This is a genomic window from Streptomyces sp. NPDC059875 (assembly GCF_042731085.1).
Lineage (GTDB): Bacteria > Actinomycetota > Actinomycetes > Streptomycetales > Streptomycetaceae > Streptomyces.
The window spans coordinates 120,854-142,122 of record NZ_JBHWJZ010000010.1 but is presented as its reverse complement, the minus strand read 5'-3'; the positions used below and the strand labels follow the sequence as shown (position 1 = coordinate 142,122).

At 70.0% G+C, this 21,269-nt stretch carries 17 protein-coding genes; 11 read left to right on the top strand and 6 right to left on the bottom strand.

Annotated elements, in window-relative coordinates:
* The first annotated feature begins 224 nt into the window (after nucleotides 1–224).
* Complete coding sequence (locus ACFV9D_RS15380; RefSeq protein ID WP_385145562.1) at nucleotides 225–1,610, top strand: glycoside hydrolase family 18 protein; 1,386 nt, start codon at nucleotides 225–227, stop codon at nucleotides 1,608–1,610.
* Nucleotides 1,611–1,714: 104 nt separating this feature from the next.
* Here ACFV9D_RS15380 and ACFV9D_RS15375 read toward each other — a convergent pair whose 3' ends face one another.
* Nucleotides 1,715–2,932 carry a DUF4190 domain-containing protein gene (locus ACFV9D_RS15375; protein ID WP_385145560.1) on the bottom strand — a complete coding sequence of 406 codons (1,218 nt, stop codon included), beginning with the start codon at nucleotides 2,930–2,932 and terminating at the stop codon, nucleotides 1,715–1,717.
* 83 nt (nucleotides 2,933–3,015) lie between these two features.
* Here ACFV9D_RS15375 and ACFV9D_RS15370 point away from each other — a divergent pair, with 83 nt between their 5' ends.
* Together ACFV9D_RS15370 and ACFV9D_RS15365 are read left to right on the top strand one after the other, a co-directional pair.
* Nucleotides 3,016–4,281: a serpin family protein gene (locus ACFV9D_RS15370; RefSeq protein ID WP_385145558.1), complete on the top strand. Its 1,266-nt coding sequence runs from the start codon at nucleotides 3,016–3,018 to the stop codon at nucleotides 4,279–4,281.
* On the top strand, nucleotides 4,278–5,726 hold the full coding sequence (locus ACFV9D_RS15365) for a translation initiation factor 2 (protein ID WP_385145556.1): 1,449 nt from the start codon (nucleotides 4,278–4,280) through the stop codon (nucleotides 5,724–5,726). The genes ACFV9D_RS15370 and ACFV9D_RS15365 overlap by 4 nt, the downstream gene beginning before the upstream one ends.
* A gap of 94 nt (nucleotides 5,727–5,820) precedes the next feature.
* Here ACFV9D_RS15365 and ACFV9D_RS15360 read toward each other — a convergent pair whose 3' ends face one another.
* Entirely contained in the window at nucleotides 5,821–7,395 is a 1,575-nt protein-coding gene (locus tag ACFV9D_RS15360; protein ID WP_385145554.1) for a S8 family serine peptidase, read from the bottom strand.
* Between the two features lie 190 nt (nucleotides 7,396–7,585).
* Between ACFV9D_RS15360 and ACFV9D_RS15355 the strand changes: the two genes are divergently transcribed.
* From ACFV9D_RS15355 to ACFV9D_RS15345, 3 genes are all read left to right on the top strand, one after another.
* Nucleotides 7,586–8,716: a threonine synthase gene (locus ACFV9D_RS15355; RefSeq protein ID WP_385145552.1), complete on the top strand. Its 1,131-nt coding sequence runs from the start codon at nucleotides 7,586–7,588 to the stop codon at nucleotides 8,714–8,716.
* A 97-nt stretch (nucleotides 8,717–8,813) separates the two neighbouring features.
* A complete protein-coding gene (locus tag ACFV9D_RS15350; protein WP_385145550.1) occupies nucleotides 8,814–9,245 on the top strand; it encodes an ester cyclase in 432 nt (143 codons plus the stop codon).
* Nucleotides 9,246–9,445: 200 nt separating this feature from the next.
* Entirely contained in the window at nucleotides 9,446–10,339 is an 894-nt protein-coding gene (locus ACFV9D_RS15345) for an NAD(P)-dependent oxidoreductase (RefSeq protein WP_385145548.1), read from the top strand.
* Nucleotides 10,340–10,414: 75 nt separating this feature from the next.
* Here the strand turns inward: ACFV9D_RS15345 and ACFV9D_RS15340 are convergent, their stop codons facing one another.
* Complete coding sequence (locus tag ACFV9D_RS15340) at nucleotides 10,415–12,055, bottom strand: FAD-binding protein (RefSeq protein ID WP_385145546.1); 1,641 nt, start codon at nucleotides 12,053–12,055, stop codon at nucleotides 10,415–10,417.
* A 210-nt stretch (nucleotides 12,056–12,265) separates the two neighbouring features.
* On the opposite strand from ACFV9D_RS15340, the gene ACFV9D_RS15335 reads away from it, so the two are divergent.
* The 5 genes from ACFV9D_RS15335 (at nucleotide 12,266) to ACFV9D_RS15315 (ending at nucleotide 18,544) form a co-directional block, all read left to right on the top strand.
* Nucleotides 12,266–13,246: an NADPH:quinone reductase gene (locus ACFV9D_RS15335; RefSeq protein WP_385145544.1), complete on the top strand. Its 981-nt coding sequence runs from the start codon at nucleotides 12,266–12,268 to the stop codon at nucleotides 13,244–13,246.
* A gap of 106 nt (nucleotides 13,247–13,352) precedes the next feature.
* The gene (locus tag ACFV9D_RS15330; protein ID WP_385145542.1) at nucleotides 13,353–13,892 is read left to right on the top strand and encodes an SRPBCC family protein; all 540 of its coding nucleotides are present in this window, start codon (nucleotides 13,353–13,355) and stop codon (nucleotides 13,890–13,892) included.
* An 85-nt stretch (nucleotides 13,893–13,977) separates the two neighbouring features.
* Entirely contained in the window at nucleotides 13,978–15,549 is a 1,572-nt protein-coding gene (locus ACFV9D_RS15325) for a class I adenylate-forming enzyme family protein (RefSeq protein ID WP_385145540.1), read from the top strand.
* A complete protein-coding gene (locus ACFV9D_RS15320) occupies nucleotides 15,549–17,540 on the top strand; it encodes an FAD/NAD(P)-binding protein (RefSeq protein WP_385145538.1) in 1,992 nt (663 codons plus the stop codon). Before ACFV9D_RS15325 ends, ACFV9D_RS15320 begins: the two co-directional genes overlap by 1 nt.
* Before the next feature lie 32 nt (nucleotides 17,541–17,572).
* Nucleotides 17,573–18,544 (top strand): oxygenase MpaB family protein, encoded by a 972-nt coding sequence (locus ACFV9D_RS15315; protein WP_385145536.1) that lies wholly within the window; start codon nucleotides 17,573–17,575, stop codon nucleotides 18,542–18,544.
* A 27-nt stretch (nucleotides 18,545–18,571) separates the two neighbouring features.
* On the opposite strand, the gene ACFV9D_RS15310 is transcribed toward ACFV9D_RS15315, so the two are convergent.
* The 3 genes from ACFV9D_RS15310 to ACFV9D_RS15300 are packed head-to-tail and all read right to left on the bottom strand — an operon-like array spanning nucleotide 18,572 to nucleotide 21,255.
* Nucleotides 18,572–19,534, bottom strand: a complete 963-nt coding sequence (locus tag ACFV9D_RS15310; protein WP_385145534.1) for a Gfo/Idh/MocA family protein — start codon at nucleotides 19,532–19,534, stop codon at nucleotides 18,572–18,574.
* Complete coding sequence (locus ACFV9D_RS15305; RefSeq protein ID WP_385145532.1) at nucleotides 19,534–20,109, bottom strand: dTDP-4-dehydrorhamnose 3,5-epimerase family protein; 576 nt, start codon at nucleotides 20,107–20,109, stop codon at nucleotides 19,534–19,536. Before ACFV9D_RS15305 ends, ACFV9D_RS15310 begins: the two co-directional genes overlap by 1 nt.
* A gap of 39 nt (nucleotides 20,110–20,148) precedes the next feature.
* A complete protein-coding gene (locus ACFV9D_RS15300) occupies nucleotides 20,149–21,255 on the bottom strand; it encodes a nucleotide disphospho-sugar-binding domain-containing protein (protein ID WP_385145530.1) in 1,107 nt (368 codons plus the stop codon).
* Nucleotides 21,256–21,269: the final 14 nt, after the last annotated feature.

Below are 21,269 nucleotides of genomic sequence, written 5' to 3'. Positions count from 1 at the left end.
TGGACACTCCCCTCAGGTTGACGGACAGCTACAGAGTGACAACCCTGGGTGTCCACCCGCAAGCGTGGGCCAAAGTTTCACCCGAAGTGATGACTTGCCTTTACGCCTGGACTTACCGCAGGTATAGCGGGCGATCGACGCCGAAGTCTTGACCTCAATGGTCCAGACCAATACTTTCCTGTGAGCACAGCTCCCTTCCGGCACACGCACAGGAAACGAGCCTCATGCGTCGAAGAACCCTTTCCCGGCTGACGATCGCCGCCGTCTCCCTCGGTCTCGTGGCCACCCTCGCGCCCTCCGCGGGCGCCGACTCCGCGTCACGCCCGTCACACGGCGACGCCCGCCCGTCGTACAAGCGCGTCGGCTACTTCACCCAATGGGGCGTCTACGGACGGAACTTCCAGGTCAAGGACCTGGAGACCAGCGGCACCGCGGCCAAGCTCAGCCACATCAACTACGCGTTCGGCAACGTGAGTTCCGACGGGAAGTGCTTCACCGGCAACATCCCCGGCGAGGCCGACGCCTGGGCCGACTACGTCCGCCCGATCGACGCCGCGGGCTCGGTGGACGGCGTCGCCGACACCGCCGACCAACCCCTCGCCGGCAACTTCAACCAGCTGCGCGAACTCAAGGCCAGGCATCCCGGCCTCAAAGTCATGATCTCGCTGGGCGGTTGGAGCTGGTCCACCCACTTCTCCGACGCGGCCCGCACCCCCGCCTCGCGCAAGGCGTTCGTCTCCTCCTGCATCGATCTCTACATCAAGGGCAACCTGCCCACCGACGGCGCCCGTGGCGGCGCGGGAGCCGCCGCGGGTCTCTTCGACGGCATCGACCTCGACTGGGAGTGGCCCGCGTCCGCCGGTGACGTCGACACCGTCTTCCGCCCGGAGGACAAGCAGAACTTCACCGCGCTCGTACGGGAGTTCCGCACCCAGCTCGACGCGTACGCGAAGTCCCAGAAGGCCCAAGGCGACGGCAAGGACAAGGACGAGGACAAGGACAGGGGCAAGCACAAGCACTACGAGCTGACCGCCTTCGTCCCCACCGCCCCCGCCAAGATCGACGCGGGCTTCGAGGTCCGGAAGATCATGCGCGATCTGGACTTCGTCAACCTCCAGGGGTACGACTTCCACGGCTCCTGGGAGTCCACCACCGCCCAGCAGTCCGCGCTCTTCGCGAAGAACGACTTCAGCGTCGACCAGACCGTGAACGACTGGCTGCGACGCGGCGCGCCCGCCCGCAAGCTCGTGGTCGGGATGCCGTTCTACGGACAGGGCTGGACAGGCGTCACGGGCGGCGGCAACGGCCTCGGCCGACCGGCGACCGGCCCCGCCCCGGCGACCTGGGCGAACGGCTACGAGGACTACAAGGCGCTCAAGAAGCTCGCGGACTCGGGCTCGTACACCGTCCACCGCGACCGATGGAACGGCCACGCCTGGCTGTTCGACGGGACGACCCTGTGGACGTACGACGACCCGCAGGTGCTGCGCACCAAGTCGGCGTATGTACGGGCCAAGGGGCTCGGCGGCGCGATGTTCTGGTCGCTGGACGGGGACACCCCCGACGGCGAGCTGATCACGGCGGTCGACGGGGTCCTGGGGCGCCGCTAGCGCCCGGCTCCCTCCCGGCACGCCGCCCCGGCCCGCAGACGACGGGGCCGGGTCTCCCGCTGGAGACCCGGCCCCGTCGGCGTACCCGCGCCGCGGTCGAGTGGTCAGACGGACGTGCCGTTCTCCCCGCGACCCGCGAAACGTGCGAGCCCCAGAGCCGCCCGGGCGTCCGCGCCGAGGTCGTCGGGCAGGGTGTCGAAGACCACGTCGTACGTCTCCCAGTACGCCTCCGAATCGGCGGACTTGGCGAGCTTGTCCCACTCCTTCGCGGCCGCGTCGAGCTCCTTGACCAGCTCGGCGATCGGCTTTGCCGACGTACCGGCCCAGTGGCGGCTCTTGAGCCCCCGGCTCGCCTCCACGATCGACGTGTGGACCTTCTTCGCCCACGCCTTGTTGGCCGCGAAGTCCTCGTCGGCGTCCTCCTCCGGCTCCTCGAAGACGGCGTTCTCGACGGGGTTGAGGGCCTGCAGATAGGCCAACTGGTCGGGATCCAGGGTGGTCTCGTCGGCGCGCAGGGAGCCCTTGAGCGGCTCGCCGCCGTCGACGGCGAGCGTGCAGGTCACCAGGCGGTCACCGGCCCGCCAGCCCTGCCGGTTCGGGAGGTAGTAGTAGTCCCAGACGTGCTCGGGGATCGCCCAGTTGTCCATCGCGTACGCGCTGCTGATCTTCGCGCAGCGTTCCTCCGCGAGCTTGTCGATGGCGTCCTCGCCCGGCCAGGAGTCGAAACCGGTGACCTTGAAACCGCCGACGACCTCGCCGTCGTGCAGCTTCTCGCAGTCGACGATGTCGACGTCCGTGGTGTAGGCCTCCAACTTGCCGTCGACCTCGAAACACTCGCCCTCGCGCAGTGAGAGCGGGGACTTCGAGCGCGCGGCCTCGTCCATCCCCTCCTTGAAGCCGCCCCACATCTCGCCGAGACCGCCGGTGATCAGGGCGACGGCGACGAGAAGGGTACTGATCGAGGACATGACGATGCCCGTGATCGCGAACCCCTTGCCGGTCTGGTTCTTCTTCCTGATCTGCGGGAGGGCTACCAGACCGAAGATCAGGCCGAGGGGCGGGAGGCAGCAGACGATGCCCGTGACCAGGGAGGCGACGGCCATACCGTTGGTGCCGGGCGGGACCTGCGCGGCGCCGGGTCCGTGGGGCCCGTACGGGGTGAAGGGGCCGGGGCCGTAGGGGCCGGGGCCGTACGGCCCCGGAGACGCGTAGGGGGACCCGGCCGCGGGCGCCTGCGGGGTGCCCATCGGGTTCGACGGCTCAGGGGCGGGCCAGCCCTGTCTGGGCGGCTGAGAATCCTGGGGCGGCTGGGAGGGGTCCACGAGTACGGTGCTCCTGTTGGGGCGGGTGACACGAACGTGCGATCGGGCGCGCGCATCGTACGGTGTCCAGGAGCGGGGGCGGTATGCGGGTGACATCCACGGCGGTCGGGACACCGACGATCCGGGCGGAGACGGTACGCGTGGTCAATCGGCTCACCGCACGGTGGGCCGGCACGGCCGGCGTGCTCGGCACCGAGGGCGGCGTGCTGTCCGCGACGGGCGTCTGGCCCCTCCTGGCCTTCCTGGCGGACGGCGCGGACGGCCCGGCGCGCGACGAGCTGGAGGACGCCCTCGGCATGCGGGCGGACCAGGCGGCGGAGGCGGCACGAGGGCTGCTCGGTGCCCTGGGAGCGATCCGCGGTTCGGCGTCGGCGGTCGGGCTGTGGACGCGGCCCGAACTGGCACTGCACGAGCGGTGGGTGACCGGCCTTCCGGAAGCCGCGCTCGGCCGCTTCAGCGGTGACGACCGGGCGGACCAGGAGGCGCTGGACCTATGGGCGTCGGAACGGACCGGCGGGCTGATCCCGGCCATGCCGGTCGTCGTGAACGAGGACACGAAGCTGATCCTCGCCACCGCCCAGGCCGTACGGACGCGGTGGCTCCAGCCCTTCTGGGACCGTGAAATGGCGCCCGAGTACGGCCCTTGGGCCGGACGGTCACTGATCGGGCTGCGCCGCGACACCTCGCTCCTCGACCGGGTCGGGGTCGCGCAGACGGCCTCCGGGCCGCTCACCGTCCTCAAGGTGCTCGGCGACACGGGAGTCGATGTCCACCTCCTCCTCGGAGAGGAGGAGACGGAGCCGGGCGCGGTCCTGAAGGCCGGGATCGACGTCCTGTCGGGCACCTGCCGGACCGTTCCGGGCGACCTGCTCCCCCTCGGGGAACCGGGACCGGGCCTGAACGTCCGCAACGTGCGCAGCTACGACCGCGCACCGACGCTGTCCGTCACGACGTCCCCGTTCTCCCTCACCGCCCATCACGACCTGCTGAGGTTCCGCGAGTTGTTCGGCCTGACGACGGCGCTGGACAGCCGGCGCGGCCACTTCCCGGGCATCAGCGACGCCCCGCTCGCGCTCGCCGACGCCCGCCAGTCCGCCATGGCCCGCTTCGACGCGGAGGGCTTCGAGGCGGCGGCCGTGTCGGCGATAGGGGCGGTCGGGGCCGGGATCGCCCCTCGCCCGGCGTACGTGGCCCGACGCATCGGCCTCTACTTCGACCGCCCCTTCGGCTTCCTGACCGTGCACCGCACCTCGCGGCTTGTCCTGACGGCGGGGTGGGTCGCCGAACCGGTGGACTACGTCTTCGAGGAGGATGAGGAGTACGAGGAGTACGAGGAGGAGGACGCGTGAGTGCGGCTCTGGAGGGCCTCGCGCTCAACCCGGCCACGCCGGTGGACGTCCTGCTGCGGCTGCTCGAACCGCCCTACGAGGCCGCCTGGTCGGCCGTGTGCCGGTGGCGCCGGGAGCTGCCCGAGGAGGTCGTGGACGCGATCCTGGCGCATCCGAAGCCACGCGTGCGTGGCGCGCTCGCGCGGAACCCCCATGTGCCGGGGGAGGTGCGCGGGCGGGTCGTCGACGACGAGGACTGGCTCGTGCGGGCATGCCTGTCGGACGGGCCGGGGGAGGACGCATGGCCTCGGTACCTGCCCGACCGCGTGATCGAGCGGATGCACGCGACGTACGACGGCCAGGAACTCCAGTCGCTGGCCTTCTCCCGGCAGGTGCCCTTCGGCTCCCGTCTCGCGTTCGCGACCCACCCCACGCCGGCGGTTCGCACGTACGGCACGGGGATGTGGCGCCACCTCTCCGAGGAGCGGCGAGCGGCCCTGCTCGCCGACCCCGACCCGGACGTGCGCGCCTCCGCCGAGCGGATGGCGGCGCGCGTGGCAGCGGAGGACGACGCGGAGGAGATGGAGCGGCAGCTGCGCGCGCTGCCCGGGACCCGTTCGCACGCCCACGGCCACATCCTCGTGAACTGCCGGCTCTCCCGGGCCGTCGTCGACGAACTCCTCCGGGAGCGCCAGGACGACGACCTCTGGTGCCTCGCGCACAACTACAGCACGCCGCCGGACGTCGTCGCGCACGTCGCCCGCGTCGGCGGCCCCAAGAGCCGTCTGGAGGTCGCCGAGCGCAAGGACCTCCCCCGAGAAGTGGTGGACCTCCTCGCGCGTGACCCGGACCCCGCCGTCCGTACCGCCGTCTCCGTACGCCCCGAACTGACCGAGGACGAGCGGGCGGCCGTCGACTACGTCGTCGAGCCGCTGAGCCTCGGGGAGCTGGGCGAGGATCCGTACCGGGCCCCGCTCTCCCACGCCCGGTCAGCCCATCCCCTCCTGCGCCGCCGTGTCGCCCACAACCCGGAGCTGCCCGCCGAGCTCGTCGAGCTCCTCGCCGCCGACGACGACCTGGGGGTACGGGTGCTTCTGGCGCAGTACCACCCTGGTGCGCCACCGGAGCTTCTTCTGCGCTGCTATCTGGAGTACACCGGCCGGTACCGGGACCGGCTTCTCGACCTGCCCCAGTTCCCGAGCCGGGGGCTCGGGGCCCGCTTCGGGACGGCCGAGGACCCTGCCGTACGACTCCTGGCCACGCGTGATCCGGCCTTGGACCCCTCTGTCGCCGACATGCTCACCCGGGATCCTGACGCCCGCGTGCGCGCCGGGGCGACCCGTAACCCGGCTCTCCCCCAAGAGCGCCTTCATCAACTCCTTGAAGACGAGGAGCTGTCCAAGGACGCGGCCGCCAACCCGGCCCTTCCTCTGGAGACGATGTACCGGCTCCTCGACGAGGCATGACGAAGGGGCGGCCGCCCTCAGGCGACCGCCCCTCACTCACGCGTCACTGCTCAGAAGCACAGCGCCGTTGGTACAGCGCCGGTGGTACGGGTCCTCAGAACTGCAGCGCCCAGGAGTCGATCTTCCCGATGTCGTAGTTCGCGTTGTCGCTGACCCGCAGCTTCCACGTGCCGTTCGCGACCTCGGAGGAGGCGTTGACCGTGTACGTGGTGTTGATGTTGTCCGAGCTGCCGCCGGTGCCGTACCCCTTCAGCGTGTACGCCGTGCCGTCGGGAGCGATCAGCTGGACCTGAAGGTCACCGATGTAGGTGTGAACGATGTTCACAGGCACCTGCAGGGCGGAGGGCGCGTTGCCCGTGACGCCGCTGACGGTGACCGGGGACTCGACGGTCGAGTTGTCGGCGATGGCGTAGTCCGCGGTGTTCTCGAACTTCTTGCCGGGCGGCGGGGTGGTGCCGCCGCCACCGACGAAGAGGAGCCTGTTCGGCGAGCCGGTGCCGGGGTTGCCGACCACGTTCGGTGTGGCGGCGCCGGTCAGCGCCGTCGACACCTGGGCCGGGGTGGCCGACGGGTTGTCGGCGAGGTAGACCGCGGCGGCGCCCGCGACGTGCGGGGTCGCCATCGACGTACCGGAGATGGTGTTGGTGGCGCTGTCGCTGGAGTTCCAGGCCGAGGTGATGGAGGAGCCCGGGGCGAAGATGTCCAGCACGCTGCCGTAGTTGGAGAAGCTGGAGCGGGCGTCGGTGTTGGTCGTGGAGCCGACCGTGATGGCCTCGGCGACGCGGGCCGGGGAGGTGTTGGACGCGTTGGCACCGTCGTTGCCGGCGGCGATGGCGTACGTGACACCGGAGGCGATCGAGTTGCGCACGGCCTGGTCGAGGACGGTGTCGACTCCGCCGCCGAGGCTCATGTTCGCGACGGCCGGCTTCACGGCGTTCTGCGTGACCCAGTCGATGCCGGCGACGACCTGCGCGGTCGTGCCGGAGCCCTGGTTGTTGAGCACGCGGACGCCGACGATCTTGGCCTTCTTCGCGACACCGTAGGAGGATCCCGCGACGGTGCCGGCGACGTGGGTGCCGTGGCCGTGGCCGTCCTGGGCGACGTTGTCGTTGTCGATCGCGTCGTAGCCGTTGAACGCGCGACCACCGAAGTCGCTGTGCGAGATCCGCACACCGGTGTCGATGATGTACGCCGTCACGCCCTGGCCCGCGCTGTCCGGGTAGGTGTAGCTCTGGTTCAGCGGAAGGGCCCGCTGGTCGACCCGGTCGAGGCCCCAGGACGGCGGGGAGGGCTGCGTGCCGCTGACCTTGAAGACGCGGTTCTGCACGACGGACTCGACCGCGGGGTCGGCGGCGAGCTTCTTCGCCTGCGCCTCGGTGAGCTCGACGTTGAAGCCGTTGAGCGCCGAGGTGTACGTCTTCTTGATCGTCGCGCCGTGCTTGGTCGCGATCGCCCGGCCCTTCGCGGTCTCCGCCTGGGCGGACTCGTCGAGGGTGACGATGTAGCTGCCCTCGATCGTCCCGGGGGCGCCGGCGTTCAGGATGACGCCTTCCGCGGCGGCCTCGGCCGCCGTGGCCGGGAGGGTGGAGACGGTGCCGAGAGCGAGGGCGGCGACGGCTATGGCGCTGGCGGCGACGAGTCTGCGCCGCGAGTCACGCATCACTGACATGTGAGGGATCCTCCTCATAGGTGGTGCGCTGCTGTGGGGGTACGGCAGGGACATGTCAAAGAGACGTGAAGCGTCCACGCCGTTTCGAACGTCCGGCTGCCGAGCGAAAGATTGACGGATCCATAGGAATCCCACAAGGCCTCCGAGCGCCCTGTAACACAGGCGCCATACCGCTGCCATCCTGACGACCATGACCGCCTACGTCTGCCCCCGCTGCCGGGTCCACGCCCCCGCCGACGCCCTCACCTGGTGTTGTCCGCAGTGTCGAGGTCCCTGGGACCTGGAATTCAGCAGCGGACCCGTGTCACTCAAGTCCCTGGCGTCACGCGTGAATTCATTGTGGCGTTACGAGGAGGCGCTGCCGCTGGCAACCGAGATCCCGCATGTGACCCTCGGCGAGGGCCGCACACCCCTGGTGCCGCTCAGCGATACGGTTTCGGCCAAACTCGACTTCCTCATGCCGACGTTGTCCTTCAAGGACCGGGGCGCGGTCATGCTCGCCGAGCTCGCCCGGCGCCTCGCGCGGGCCGGCGGTCTGCGCCGTGTCCTCGCCGACAGCAGCGGAAACGCGGGCACGGCGATCGCGGCCTACTGCGCGCGGGCAGGGCTCGACTGCGTGGTCTACGTACCGGACGGCACGTCCCCCAAGAAGCTGGAGCAGATCCGTGCGCACGGAGCGCGGCTGACCGTGGTCCCCGGCGACCGCGAGGCCACGGCCCGGGCGGCGCGCGAGGCGGCCGACGAGCCCGGCACCTTCTACGCGTCGCACGTCTACAACCCGCACTTCCTGCACGGCACCAAGACGTACGTGTACGAGCTCTGGGAGGACCTCGGCGGCCGGCTCCCGGACACGCTCGTGGTCCCGGTCGGCAACGGCACCCTGCTCCTGGGCGCCGCGCTGGCCGTCGACGAGCTGTACGGCCACGGCCTCCTCGACACGCGCCCCGCCCTGGTCGCCGTACAAGCCGAGGCGGTGTCCCCGCTGGCGGCGGCGTTCCACGCGGGCGCGGAGGAGCTGACGGAACCGGCGCCCGTACGCCCCACCCTCGCGGAGGGCATCGCGATCCCGAACCCGCCCCGCGCCCGCCAGATCCTGCGGGCGGTCCGCGCGACGGGCGGGACCTTCATGACGGTGACGGAGGACCAGATCCACGCCGCCCAGCTGGATCTGGCGCGCCGGGGGCTCTTCGTCGAGTCGACGGGCGTGGCCTGCTGGGCCGCCGTACGCGCGTCGGCCCCGCGTTCGGGCCTGACGGTCGTACCGCTGTGCGGGGCGGGCGCGAAGACGGGGCTCAGTCCGTCCCGTACGCAGCGTGCATGAGGAAGGACGCGCCCGCTCGTCGCCCGTGGCGCGACGGTGAGAAAATGGAGGAACCGGACAGAGCAGATCACCAGGATCCGAGCCACGGAGGTGGATCATGGGAGAGGCGCGCGCGGTCATGGACCGTCTGACCGAGGCACTGACCACGAAGAATCCGGACCTCAAGGTCGCTGGGGACCTGTACGCGGAGGATGCGGTGGCGTACTTCCCGGACGTGGGAGAGGTACGGGGACGCGAGGCCGTCATCGAGCAGTGGCGCACGATGACCGACTCGATCCCGGAAGCCACGTACACCAGCCTGAACAAGTACGAGATCGGCGACACCGCCATCGACGAGGGCACCTTCAGCGGCAGGAACACGGGCCCGATCGTGCTCCCCACCGGGGAGACGCTCCCGCCGACGGGCAAGGTCGTCACGATCCGCGGCATCGACCTGGCGACGGTCAAGGACGGCCGGATCCAGAGCTACCGGCTCTACTTCGACCAGATGCAGTTCCTGGACCAACTGGGCCTGCTTCCGGAGGCCTGAACCCGACCTCGAACCCTCGCAGAGGTGGTGCTCCGGCCTGCCCGGTTCGCATCGGGGTGTCGTATCGCGGAGCTGACAAACTCGGCTCGAGGCCCGGACATGGACGGACCGGCGTAGTTGAGTTTCCAGCATCGTTATCGATGGACAAGCTGCGGCTTCCCTGGGAAGAGCGGGCCACGGCAACCGGAGAAAGGCAATTCATGACCACCACCTCGGGAAACAACAGCGCCCGACCGGGCGTATCGGTGATCGGACTGGGGGAGATGGGCAGCGCTCTCGCGGCTGCGTTTCTGGACGGCGGACACCCCACCACGGTATGGAACCGCACACCGGAAAAGGCCGACGCACTGGTCGCCAAGGGCGCGCGACGGGCGGAGAGCGTTCGCGACGCGGTGGCCGCCGGTGGGCTCGTGGTCGTCAGTGTGAAGGGCAACGCCGCCGCCCGCGAGATCCTGGCATTAGCGGGTGACGCTCTTTCCGGCCAGGCCGTCGTCAACCTGACGGACGGGACGTCGGCGGAGATCAGGGAAGTGGCCGAGTGGGCCACGGGCCAGGGAGCCGAGTACCTGCACGGGCAGATCATGACGATCGCCCCGGGCGTGGGACAGCCGGAGACGGTGATCTTCTACGGCGGCTCCGACGCCGTGTACGACCGCCACCAGTCCACGCTCGGGCTCCTCGGAGGCCGCGGAACCGTGGTCTCGGCCGATGCGGGTGTCCCGAGCCTGTACGGGATGGCCGTGCACGGCACGATGTGGGGAACGCTCAACGGCTTCCTGCACGCGGCCGCGCTGCTGACGGACGAAGGCATCGAGGTGAAGCACTTCCTGGAGCAGGCCGACGCGTCCGTCTCCGCGCTGCTCGGCATCTTCCCGATGATCGCCGGCGAGGTCGACCGCGGTGAGTTCGCGACCCCGTTCGGGGCGCTCGAGCATCATCTGCCGTCGGTCGAGGACCTGGTCAAGGAGAGCCGCGCGCGAGGCATCAACGACGAGTTCCCCAACTACACGCTGGGGATGGTGGCCAAGGCGGTCGCCGACGGCCACGCCAACGACAGCTACGCGCGTCTGGTCGAGCACTTCAGGAAGCAGTGAGGGGCGAAGGGCGAAACCGCGAGAGGGTCGTACGGATGCCCCGTACGACCCTCTCGCCGCGTCAGCGGTTCGTGCCTACTTCTTGGGCAGCTCTATGGAGTGGCGGTGGCGGAAGAAGTTCGTCGGATCCCACTTGGCCTTGACCTGCTGGAGCCGGGGGTAGTTGCCCTTGTAGTAGAGCTCGGACCACGGGACCCCCGACGTGTTGTAGTAGGGGTCGCTGAGGTCCCGGTCCGGGTACCCGATGTAGACGCCGTCGGTGACGTCGTTGGGCACCGGGACGCCGCCGGTGTCGGCGTACACCTCGCGGTAGGTCTCCTTCATCCACGTCAGGTTCTTCTCGTCGTCCTCCGGATTGCGCCAGTAGCACTCGTAGAAGATCACGAAGGGCGATTCGCGATGCGAGGACGCCGTCTCGGTGGGGCTCATCCGGTTGATCTCGGCGCCGGCGGTGTGGAGCACGATGTAGGTGTACTGGTTGTCGTAGTCGGGCCGCGTCAGCTGCTTGTAGAGCACGTCGATCTGCCGTTCGGGGAAGCCCGACTTCATCAACGCCGACTTGTGGATGGTGCGCATATTGGGGTTGGTCAGCGGCTCGCCGGCCGTGGTGCCGTAGGAGGTCGCCTTCATGTACGGCAGGTGCTTGAGGTTGTTGAAGACCGGCTCTGTCCCCAAAGCCGTACTCATCAGGCCGATGAAGTCGTCCAGCAGCTTCTTGGAGTCCGGGATGTCGGCGTCCAGCTGGCCCACCAGAATGATCGGCCCCGACGACTTGTGCTGCAGGAACACCCAGTGCCCCATGCTCAGATACTCCGAGTCGACGTCGTCATGGAGCTTGGACCACTCGCCGTACTCCCGGAGCAGCCGCTTGAAGCCCGCCTCGGAGATCTTGTCCCAGTCCCAGCCGACCTCGTAGTAGTAGAGGCGCGTCGGCGGCGTCGGCAGCAGCTTCTCCGGCGCCCCGGTGGCGCCCCGAGAGCGCAGCCAGTAGCGCGTGATCACACCGAAGTTGCCGCCGCCACCGCCCGCGATCGCCCACAGCAGGTCACGGTTGGGGTCGGTGGGCTCGCGGGTGGCGATGACGGCGCGCACCTCGCCGGACTTGTTCACGGTCACGATCTCGGCGGCGTAGAGGTGGTCGCTGACGAGACCGTGCTTGCGCGAGAGCACACCGTAGCCACCGCTCGTGAAGTGACCGCCCACACCCACGCTGTAGCAGCCGCCCGCGGGGATGGTGACGCCCCAGCCGTTGTAGAGCTTCCCGAAGACGTCGAGCAGCTGGAGACCGGGATCGACGAAGAACGCCTTGCGCGTGTCGTCGTAGCCGAGCTGGGCCATCTGCCGCAGATCGATGATGACCTGGGCTTCCTTGTTGAAGACGAGATCTTCGAAGCAGTGCCCACCGCTGCGGACCACGACCCGCTTCTTGTCACGCACCGCCTGGCGTACGACCTCGACGACCTGCTGGGTCGTGGTCGGGAACTTGATGGCCTCGGGCGTGCCGACCAGGCGGGCGTTGCTGCCCGAGACCATGTCCGGGTACCGGGCGTCCGCCGGGGTCACGGTGGCGACGGGGACGACGGTCGTCGTCCCCTCGGCGAGCGTGACCGGCTCGGCCGCCCGTGCGGCGGTGGTGCCGAGGGCCCCGACGGCACCGGACGTCGCGACAGCGGCGCCCGTACCGGCCAGAAATCGTCGTCGGTTCAACTTACTCACTGAAGGCTCCAGTTCTGGCGAGAAACAGCCCGAGGTCCCCTGGGCTACCTCAGCTTGCCCACGCCCGCGCCTCCCCCCGTATACAGAACCGCGATCTTTGTCAGGTACCGCCGGCGGTCCGAGAAGAGCGGCCCCGGGGAGCGGCCGGGGAGATGACACAGTCCCCCGGCGACCGTGCGGCCCGGCGCGCTTGCCAGGCAGGATCCAGGCATGCATGCCGCCTACATCGAGCAGTTCGGCCCACCTGATGTGATCCGGTACGGCGAACTGCCCGCTCCGCGCCCGGGGCCGACCGACGTGCTTGTCGACGTCGCGGTCACCGCCGTCAACCATGTGGACACGTTCGTACGTTCCGGGGCCTGGCGCACACCGGTCCCGCTGCCGTTCGTGGTGGGCCGCGACCTCGTCGGCACGGTGACGGCGACCGGCCCCGGGGCGACCGGCTTCGCCGTCGGTGACCGGGTGTGGTGCAACAGCCTGGGGTACGAGGGCCGGCAGGGGGCCGCCGCCGAGCAGGCCGTGGTCGCCGCGGAACGGCTGTACCGGCTGCCGGACGGCGTCGAGTCCTCCGACGCGGTGGCCGTGGCCCACCCGGCGGCGACGGCGTACCTCGCGCTGTTCACCCATGGGCGGCTGCGCACGGGCGAGACCGTCGTGGTCGTCGGCGCGGCCGGCAACGTCGGGAGCGCGGTGGTGCTGATGGCCGCGCAGGCCGGGGCTCGGGTCATCGCCGTCGCGAGCGCGGAGTCCGCCGAGTACGTCCGCGGCCTGGGGGCCGCTGAGGTCGTCGACTACCGGCGTGGTCAGGTGGCCGAGGACATCCGCGCGGTGGCACCGCGCGGAGTCGACATGTATGTCGACACCTCGGCCCGCAACGAGCTGACGACCGCCGTCGACCTGTTGGCCCGGCGCGGCCGCATCGTCGTGCTGTCCGGCCTGATGACCCGTCCCGTGCTGCCGGTGGGCTCGCTGTACGTCAAGGACTGCTCCGTCGTCGGCTTCGCCATCTCCCAGGCGTCGAGCGCCGAACTCGCCGAGGCGGCCAACGGAATCAACGGTCTCCTGGCCGACGGCCTGCTGCGCCCCCGCGCCGTCGAACCGCTCCCGCTGAGCGACGCGGCGGAAGGCCACCGGCTCGTCGAATCCGGAAAGGTGACCGGAAAGGTGGTACTCCACACCGACCGGACCTGATCCCCCTCGACCCGATCCGCACGCGAAGTGAACCCGGCCAACGGAACCTGACCAACCCTGAACCGATCTCTGACACCCCTGGTCCGGCCACTGCGATGCTTTCCCAATGACCTCCATCATCGAAAAATCTCCCCTTTTCGAACTCCGGGCCGACATTCACGTCGGGGCCTCGCCGTCGGAGATTTACGCCGTGGTGAGCGACCTCCCCCGCAGCGGCGAGTGGAGCCCGGAATGCCAAGGCGGTGAATGGGTGTCCGGCGAGGCTTCGGCCGTTGGTTCGGTGTTCCGCGGCGAGAATCTGCGCAGCGAGGAAGTCGTCGCCTGGGCTCCACTGGTCCGAGGCATCTGGCACACCGAATGCCGGGTCACCGCCGCCGAACCGGGCCGGACGTTCCGCTGGATGATGCTCTCCCACGCAGGTGACGACCAGGAGAGCATCTGGGGCTTCGACATCGAGCCCGCGGAGGGCGGCGCCGTCCTGGTGCACCACTTCCGTATGGCCACGGCGACCGCGGGAATTCACAAAATCGCCGCGGACCTCGACGAGACGGAACGCGCGAAGTTCATCGACGAGTGGACTTCCAAGATCGCGCAGGACCTGGACTCCACTCTGAGTCGCATAAAGAACATCATCGAAGCGGCCTGACCACCGTCCGAAGCCGAATTCGAAGTCCCGACGTCGTGATTTCTGACCCGGGTTGACGGACACCACGCAGACGAGGGATGTGTGTATGTTTCTGCAGCGCATCGGAAACAAGGGCATTGGCCTGGGAACACTCTTCGAGAGGGCAGCCGCGAAGCACCCCGCGAGCCCGGTGATTCTCGATCACGATCTGGATATCGCACCGCAACTGGGCCGTCGCCTCACCCTGACGGAAGTGGCCGAGCTGGTCGACGACTTCGCGTCCCGGCTCTGGGCCGCCGGAGTCCGCACCAGTGAGCGTGTGGTCATCCACAAGACCAACGGCTTCGACATCACCCTGCTCGCCTGCGCGATCGCGCGGATCGGGGCCGTACCCGTCCTGCTGTCACCGAAGCTGGACGGCGCGACGGTCGCCGAACTGCTGCGCCGGGTGGACCGGCCCTACCTCGTCACCGACCAGGACAAGCTCGAGAACAACCTGCCTGCCGAGGTGTTCGAACTCTCCCGGAAGCTGCTGCTCACCACCGGCAGCCACGAGGGAGCGACCGAGCTCGCTTCCCTGGCGGGCGCCGTGCGCGTCGCGCCGGCGCAGGTCTCCCCCGATCACCCCACGCTGATCACGCACACCTCCGGCACCACGGGTGTCCCGAAGCTGGCCGTGCACACCGGACGGACCTTCCAGTCGCGCTACCGCCCGCAGGGGACGGTGGCCAGGCTGGTGGGAGCGAACGAGCCGGTGGCGATCCATGTGTCCTTCGTGCACTCCCGGATGTTCACCGCGATGCCCATCTCGATCCTTCAGGGGCATCCGCTGCTCATCCTCGCGGAGGACGACCCGGAGAGCGTCGCCAAGCTGTTCACCCAGGTGCCGCCCGGCCTGATCGAGGCACACCCGAACTCGTTCATGCGGTGGGAGGAGCTGGTGGACGACCCGCGCGCTCCCCTGGCGCGGGTGAAGTACTTCAGCAGCACCTTCGACGCCATCCACCCGCGGACGGTCCACAGCCTGCTCGGCGCGTCCCGCCGCAAGGGCGCCCTGTTCATCCAGATGTACGGGCAGAGCGAGGTGGGGCCGATCGCCGGCCGTACGTACAGCCACAAGCGCGGGGCCGAGGCCGAGGGCCGGTGCGTCGGATCGCCGTTCCCCGGCATGACCGGAGTGCGGGTCGTCAGCCGCGACGGGAACCCGCCCAGCAAGTCCTCACCCGGCTTCATCGAGGTCCGCAGCGACGGACGGATCGTCACCTACCTCGGCGAGCACGAGCGCTGGCAGAAGCAGGTCAACGACGGCTGGTGGCGGATGGGCGACGTCGGCTACCGCACCAAGTGGGGCTGTCTGCACCTGCTGGACCGCGAGGTGGACGAGATACCCGGCATCGACAGCACGCTGGAGGTCGAGGACAAGCTCTTCGGCCGGATGCGGGAGCTCACCGAGGTCATCATCGTGCCCGGCGCGGACGGGCTGCCGGTGCCCGTGGTGTCCACCCGGGACAACAAGCCCCTCGACACCATCGCCTGGCGCTCCGCCGTCGCCGACCTGCCGCCGATGGCCGAGCCCGTCCTGTGGCGTCTCGAAGACCTGCCGCAGACCGCCACGACGAAGATCAAGCGACTGGAGCTGATCAAGCAGCTGCGGGCCGCCCAGGACCCGCCGGCGTGATGGACAGTCACGTCGAGATCGCGATCGTCGGCGTCGGGCCGCGCGGACTGTCCGTACTCGAACGCCTCTGTGCGAACGAGCGGGCGCAGCGCACGCACCGGAGCGTCACCATCCATGTGGTGGACCGGTCGGAGCCCGGCGCCGGCGCGGTCTGGCGCACCGAGCAGTCCCGGCACCTGCTGATGAACACGGTGGCCTCGCAGATCACCGTGTTCACCGACGCAAGCTCGGAGATCGCGGGGCCGATCGAGCCGGGACCGACCCTGCACGAATGGGCCGCCGGCCTGCGCGCGCTCGGCGGACCGGAAGGCCAGCCGTGGGAGGCCGACGCGCAGGAGGTCCTCGACGAGGCCGGACGGCTTGGTCCGGACACCTACCCGACCCGGGCGTTCTACGGGTGGTACCTCAACGACTGCTTCCAGCGGGTGGCGGCCGCCGCCCCGGAGCACATCACCGTCACGGTGCACCGCTCGCGGGCGGTCGCCATGGCCGATACGCACGGCGTGCCCGGCGGCCCGCAAGGGCTCCGTCTCGAGGACGGCACCCGGCTGAACCAGCTGGACGCCATCGTCCTCGCGCAGGGGCACGTGCCGACCCGCCCGACCGCCAGGGAAGAGCGCACGGCCAGCCTCGCGCGCATCCACCGTCTCCGCTACATCACTCCGAGCAACCCGGCCGACCTCGACCTGAGCGACGTCGAGGCCGGCCGGCCGGTGCTGTTGCGCGGCCTGGGCCTCTGCTTCTTCGACTACATGGCGCTGTTCAGCGTCGGTCGGGGAGGAAGGTTCGTCCGCGAGAAGGGTCGGCTGGTCTACCACCCGTCGGGGAACGAGCCCCTGATGTACGCGTTCTCCCGCCGCGGAGTGCCCTACCAGGCACGCGGCGAGAACGAGAAGGGCGCGTCCGGCAGGTACGTCCCGAGGCTGCTCACCCCCGAGGTGATCGGGCGGATGCGCGCGCGGTCCCGGGGCGGTGACCGCGTGAACTTCGGCCGGGACCTGTGGCCGCTGATCCGTCGCGAGGTGGAGAGCGTCTACTACGGCACTCTGCTGGACGCCGCGGGGCGCGGCCCGGAGCGGGAGGCGCTGGTCGAGAGGTACCTGCACCTCGCCGACGGCGAGGATCCGGGCCCGCTGCTCGACTCGGCCGGTATCCCGCCCGCCGACCGGTGGGACTGGGAGCGGGTCTCCAAGCCGTGCGGCGACCGGGAGTTCACCGACCGCGGCGACTTCCGCGACTGGCTGCTGGCGTACCTGGAACGCGATGTCGCCGAAGCCCGCAGAGGCAATGTGAGCGGTCCGCTCAAGGCGGCCCTCGACGTACTGCGGGACCTGCGCAACGAGATCCGGCTCGCGGTCGACCACAGCGGGCTCGAAGGCAACTCCCACCGGGACGACCTGCAGGGCTGGTACACGCCCCTCAACGCCTTCCTGTCCATCGGGCCGCCCGCCTCCCGGGTCGAGGAGCTGATCGCGCTGATCGAGGCGGGTCTCCTGGAGATCACCGGCCCCGGTACGCACGTCAGGCTCAACACGGCCACGCCGGAGTACGTCGCCTCCTCGGCCCTGGTGCCGGGCCCGCCGGTGCGGGCGACCGTCCTCATCGAGGCGCGGCTGCCGGAGCCGGACCTGCGCCGCACCGATGACCGTCTCCTGCGGCATCTGCTCGACACCGACCAGGCCATGCCGTACCGCATCCCCGGTTCGCACGGCAGCACGTTCGAGACGGGCGGGCTCGCGGTCACGGAGCGGCCGTACCGGCTGCTCGACGGGCGTGGTCAGGCGCATCCGCGCCGGTACGCCTACGGAGTCCCGACCGAGTCCGTGCACTGGGTGACCGCAGCGGGCATCCGCCCCGGGGTCGACTCGGTGACCGTGGCCGACTCCGACGCGATCGCCCGCGCCGTGCTCGCGCTGCCGCCGGTGGCGCATGTGCCGGCCGCGGTCCGGCCGGAGATGTCCGAGTTCGATGTCGACGGAGTGATCGTATGACGGACCAGCAACCCCGAGAGAGGAACACCGACATGACTCCCGCTACGGGAACGAAGCGGCGGGCCGAGCCGAGGTACGCGCGGCTGAAGCAGATCGAGTCGATGGACGTCAACGAGAAGTACAGCCACATCTGGTGGCTCGGCATCGGCTACGAGTACCCGTGGGACTTCAGCGTCGCCGGGGCTCTCGCCTTCGCCAACAGCGTCGCCCCGCCGCACATGGCCGCCCTGCTCGTACGGACCGGCGAGATCACGGAGAACACCCAGCGGAGGATGGAGCACTTCGGGCTGATCGCCATGCAGATGGTCCGGCACGGCTTCAAGGACGACCGGGGCAAGGCGGCGGTGCGGCAGATGAACCGCATCCACAAGAACGCGGTCAAGCACATCAGCGACGAGAACAAGCAGTGGAGCATCAGCAACGAGGACTACCTCTTCGTGCTGGCCACCAGCATGCTGGGGCCCGTCCGCTGGGTCGACCGCTACGCCTGGCGTCCGACGAGCCGGCAGGAGAAGGTCGCGGCGTACCTGCACATCAAGGAGCAGGGCGAGCTCATGGGCCTCAAGGACATGCCCGGTTCGTACCAGGAGATGGCCCGCTTCCACGACGACTACGTCGAGGCCCATTTCGCCTACTCGCCCGAGGCGGAGAAGCTCTGGCGGGCACTGGAGCCGACCGTGGTCGAGCCCATGGTCGGACACGTGCCCGAGCGATGGCGTCCGACCGCCCGCCGGCTCGCCAAGGCGGGAATGCCGGCGCTGCTGGGCCCGCACATGCGGCGGGCCTTCGGCGTCCGGGAACCGTCACGGCTGCTGTGCCTGGCCGTCGACGCCGCCATCAAGGCCCGCTCCGCCTACGTACGCCGGCAACCGCCCCGCACGGAGGCCGCCTACCCCGACCCGCTGCCAACCCCCAGCTTCCCCAAGGCCGACTACCGGATCGAGGATCTGGGGCCCGCGCACACCACGGGCGCACCCACCACGGGCACCCACACCGCGGAGTGAGCCGTCCGCCGGCGAGCCGGAGCCCGCTCAGTTCTGAGCGGCCCGGCGCCGGATCTCGTCCAACAGCCGCGCCTGGCGGACGCTGTCCTCGTACGGTGCCGAACCCGCCCGTACGGCTTCGGCGAACACGGCCACGGTATTGGCCACCTGGTCGTCGGGGAGCAGCGGGATCCGGCGGCTCCCCGACGGCCCCTCCACGACAGCCACCGGAATGTGGTCGGCAGGAGGGGTGAACACCCGGTCGAGCGTGATCCGTCCCGTACTGCCCTGCACCTCGTAGGAGTTGCGGTACGCGTGGTCGAGGCCGAAGGTCAGCTGTGCGCTGACGCCGTCCGGGGACTGCAGCAGCACGGCGCCGGCCGTGTCCACACGGAATCCGGCCCCCGAGGCGAGCCCGGCGCCGACGACCTTCAGGTCGGGGCCGAGGAACGTCGACGCCGCACGCACGGGGTACACCCCGGTGTCCCACAGCGCGCCGCCGCCGAGTTCGGGGCGGTAGCGGATGTCGTCGGCGGGCCGCCTCGGCACGGTGAACGCGGCCTGGAACGACCTGAGTTCACCGATCGCCCCGTCGGCGACGAGCGCGCCCACCCGGGCGTGCTGACCGTGGTGGACGAACATGACGTTCTCCATGAGGGCCAGCCCACGGGACTCGGCGAGCCGGAAGAGAGCGGCCGTCGTGTCGGCGGTCATGGTCAGCGGCTTCTCCGCGAGTACGTGCTTCCCGCTCAGCAGCGCCGCTTCGATCCACTCCGCGTGCAGAGCGGCGGGTACCGGCACGTACACCGCGTCCACCGCGGGGTCCGCCAGCAGCGCGTCGTAGCCGTGCACCGGGCGGGCTCCGTACTCGGCGGCGAGCCGCCGCGCGCCGTCCGCGTTCCGGCTCGCCACCGCGGCGACCTCGGTGGCGGCACAGGCGGCGAACGCCGGGAGCATCCGCCGCCTGGCGATGTCGGCGCATCCGAGCACGCCCATCCGGACCGGCTCCATCAGGTATCCGCCTTCCAGTGGGGCAGCACTCCCGCTGCCACGGTCTCGGCCAGACTCCGCGCGCCGGCGTCCTTCTCGGACATCAGAGGTGGCTCCGAGTACGCCCAGGGCAGTCCGAGTTCGGGGTCCAGCGGGTTGATGTCGATCTGCGTGCCGGGTGCGTACACCGTCGACATGACGTAGCAGATGCGGGTGTCGTCGGCCAGCGCGAGGAACCCGTGGCCGACACCCTCCGGGATGTAGAGAGCCCGGCCGGACTCCGCGTCGAGGGTGCAGACATGATGCCTGCCGAACGCGGGCGATCCGATCCTCAGGTCGACGATGACGTCCCGCAGAGCTCCATGCACGCAGGTGACGTACTTCGCCTGCCCCGGCGGCAGTGCCACCGTGTGAATGCCGCGCAGCGTGCCCCGGCAGGACACGGAGTAGCTGACCTGCCGGGGCACGAAGGGTTCACCGAGTACACGCTCCAGCTTGTCGGCGCGCAGACTTTCGTGGAAGCTGCCGCGCTCGTCCGGCAGGAGCCGCGGGGTGACCACGAAGGCTCCCGGGATCGCCGTTGCCGCGATGTGCACCGCGGTGTCTCCTCTCTTTCGATCCGCTGCGGGTGGCGGTCAGGCTCGCGCGGCCACGAGCTTCTCCATCTCGCCCACGATCTCGGCGGGCAGCGGCATCTCGGCGATCTCCCGGGAGAGGACACCCGCCCGCTCCCGGTACGAGGCGTCGCTGAGCAGCTTCCTGCACGCCTCGGTGATGTCCTGCCGAGGGCCGGACTCGATGAGGATCGCGGCGCCGAACTCGGCGACCTTCCGGGTCGCCTCCGTCGGGTACTCCGGGTGGGCGATCAGCTGGGGCACGCCCGCGTTCAGCGCCGTCATGTCGGTGCCGCCACCGCCGTGATGCATGATGACGTCGCAGGTGGGGGCCAGCACGTCGAGCGGCACCCAGCCGATCCGTACGTCCGGCAGCTCGGCCCGCAGCTCCGCCGCGACGTTCTCCGGAGCCCCGACGACGACCTCCACGCCCAGGTCGGCGATGCTCCTCGCCATGTCCCGCAGGGCCTCTCCGCTGAACAAGCGGGTGCCCGCGGTGATGTACACCCGCGGGCGGTCGCCCTTGGTGTACATCCACGGCTCCAGCGGCTTCTGCGGGTTCCCGGGGATCCACCTCATCGGCCGGGCCGGCACCGGGTTCGCGGGCTGGAGGCTCGGCGGACACACGTCGAGCCACAGGTCCGGTTCGGGCACCCGGTCCAGGCCGAGCTCGCCGAGCACCGGCGCGAGCACCGCCTCGGCGCCGGGGTCGTACGCACGCGCGTCGATCCGGTCCCACTCCAGGCGCACCGACGGGATGCCGAGATGGTGCGCGAGCAGGGGGGCGGTGTAGAACATCCCGCCGCCGACCACGAGATCGGGGCGCCAGTGGTCGGCCAGGTCGAGCAGCGGTTCCAGACTGTCCACGGCGATCTCGGCGTAGACCCGGCCGACCGCCTTGAGCTGGTCCAGCGGGTCGTCCGGCATCGCACCCATGAAGGCGCTGACTTCTTCCATCGAGACGGGAGAGATCTTGACCGGTGGCAGCCCGACGCTCGCGATGTTCGGCAGCACCCAGTCGATCCCGCCCATCAGGACCTGGTGACCGGCATTGCGTACGGCCGTCGCGAGGGGCGCGTGCGAAAAGATGGGGTACGGGCTGTTGCCCGGGATGAACAGGACCTTCATCGTCTCTCCTACGG

What these genes read in the sequence shown, in the direction of transcription:
- ACFV9D_RS15330 (WP_385145542.1), top strand. Translation starts at nt 13,353, where the DNA reads ATGACCTCCATCATCGAAAAATCTCCCCTTTTCGAACTCCGGGCCGAC.
- ACFV9D_RS15360 (WP_385145554.1), bottom strand. Translation starts at nt 7,395, where the DNA reads ATGTCAGTGATGCGTGACTCGCGGCGCAGACTCGTCGCCGCCAGCGCC.
- ACFV9D_RS15320 (WP_385145538.1), top strand. Translation starts at nt 15,549, where the DNA reads ATGGACAGTCACGTCGAGATCGCGATCGTCGGCGTCGGGCCGCGCGGA.
- ACFV9D_RS15335 (WP_385145544.1), top strand. Translation starts at nt 12,266, where the DNA reads ATGCATGCCGCCTACATCGAGCAGTTCGGCCCACCTGATGTGATCCGG.
- ACFV9D_RS15325 (WP_385145540.1), top strand. Translation starts at nt 13,978, where the DNA reads ATGTTTCTGCAGCGCATCGGAAACAAGGGCATTGGCCTGGGAACACTC.
- ACFV9D_RS15345 (WP_385145548.1), top strand. Translation starts at nt 9,446, where the DNA reads ATGACCACCACCTCGGGAAACAACAGCGCCCGACCGGGCGTATCGGTG.
- ACFV9D_RS15315 (WP_385145536.1), top strand. Translation starts at nt 17,573, where the DNA reads ATGACTCCCGCTACGGGAACGAAGCGGCGGGCCGAGCCGAGGTACGCG.
- ACFV9D_RS15300 (WP_385145530.1), bottom strand. Translation starts at nt 21,255, where the DNA reads ATGAAGGTCCTGTTCATCCCGGGCAACAGCCCGTACCCCATCTTTTCG.
- ACFV9D_RS15310 (WP_385145534.1), bottom strand. Translation starts at nt 19,534, where the DNA reads ATGGAGCCGGTCCGGATGGGCGTGCTCGGATGCGCCGACATCGCCAGG.
- ACFV9D_RS15370 (WP_385145558.1), top strand. Translation starts at nt 3,016, where the DNA reads ATGCGGGTGACATCCACGGCGGTCGGGACACCGACGATCCGGGCGGAG.
- ACFV9D_RS15355 (WP_385145552.1), top strand. Translation starts at nt 7,586, where the DNA reads ATGACCGCCTACGTCTGCCCCCGCTGCCGGGTCCACGCCCCCGCCGAC.
- ACFV9D_RS15350 (WP_385145550.1), top strand. Translation starts at nt 8,814, where the DNA reads ATGGGAGAGGCGCGCGCGGTCATGGACCGTCTGACCGAGGCACTGACC.
- ACFV9D_RS15380 (WP_385145562.1), top strand. Translation starts at nt 225, where the DNA reads ATGCGTCGAAGAACCCTTTCCCGGCTGACGATCGCCGCCGTCTCCCTC.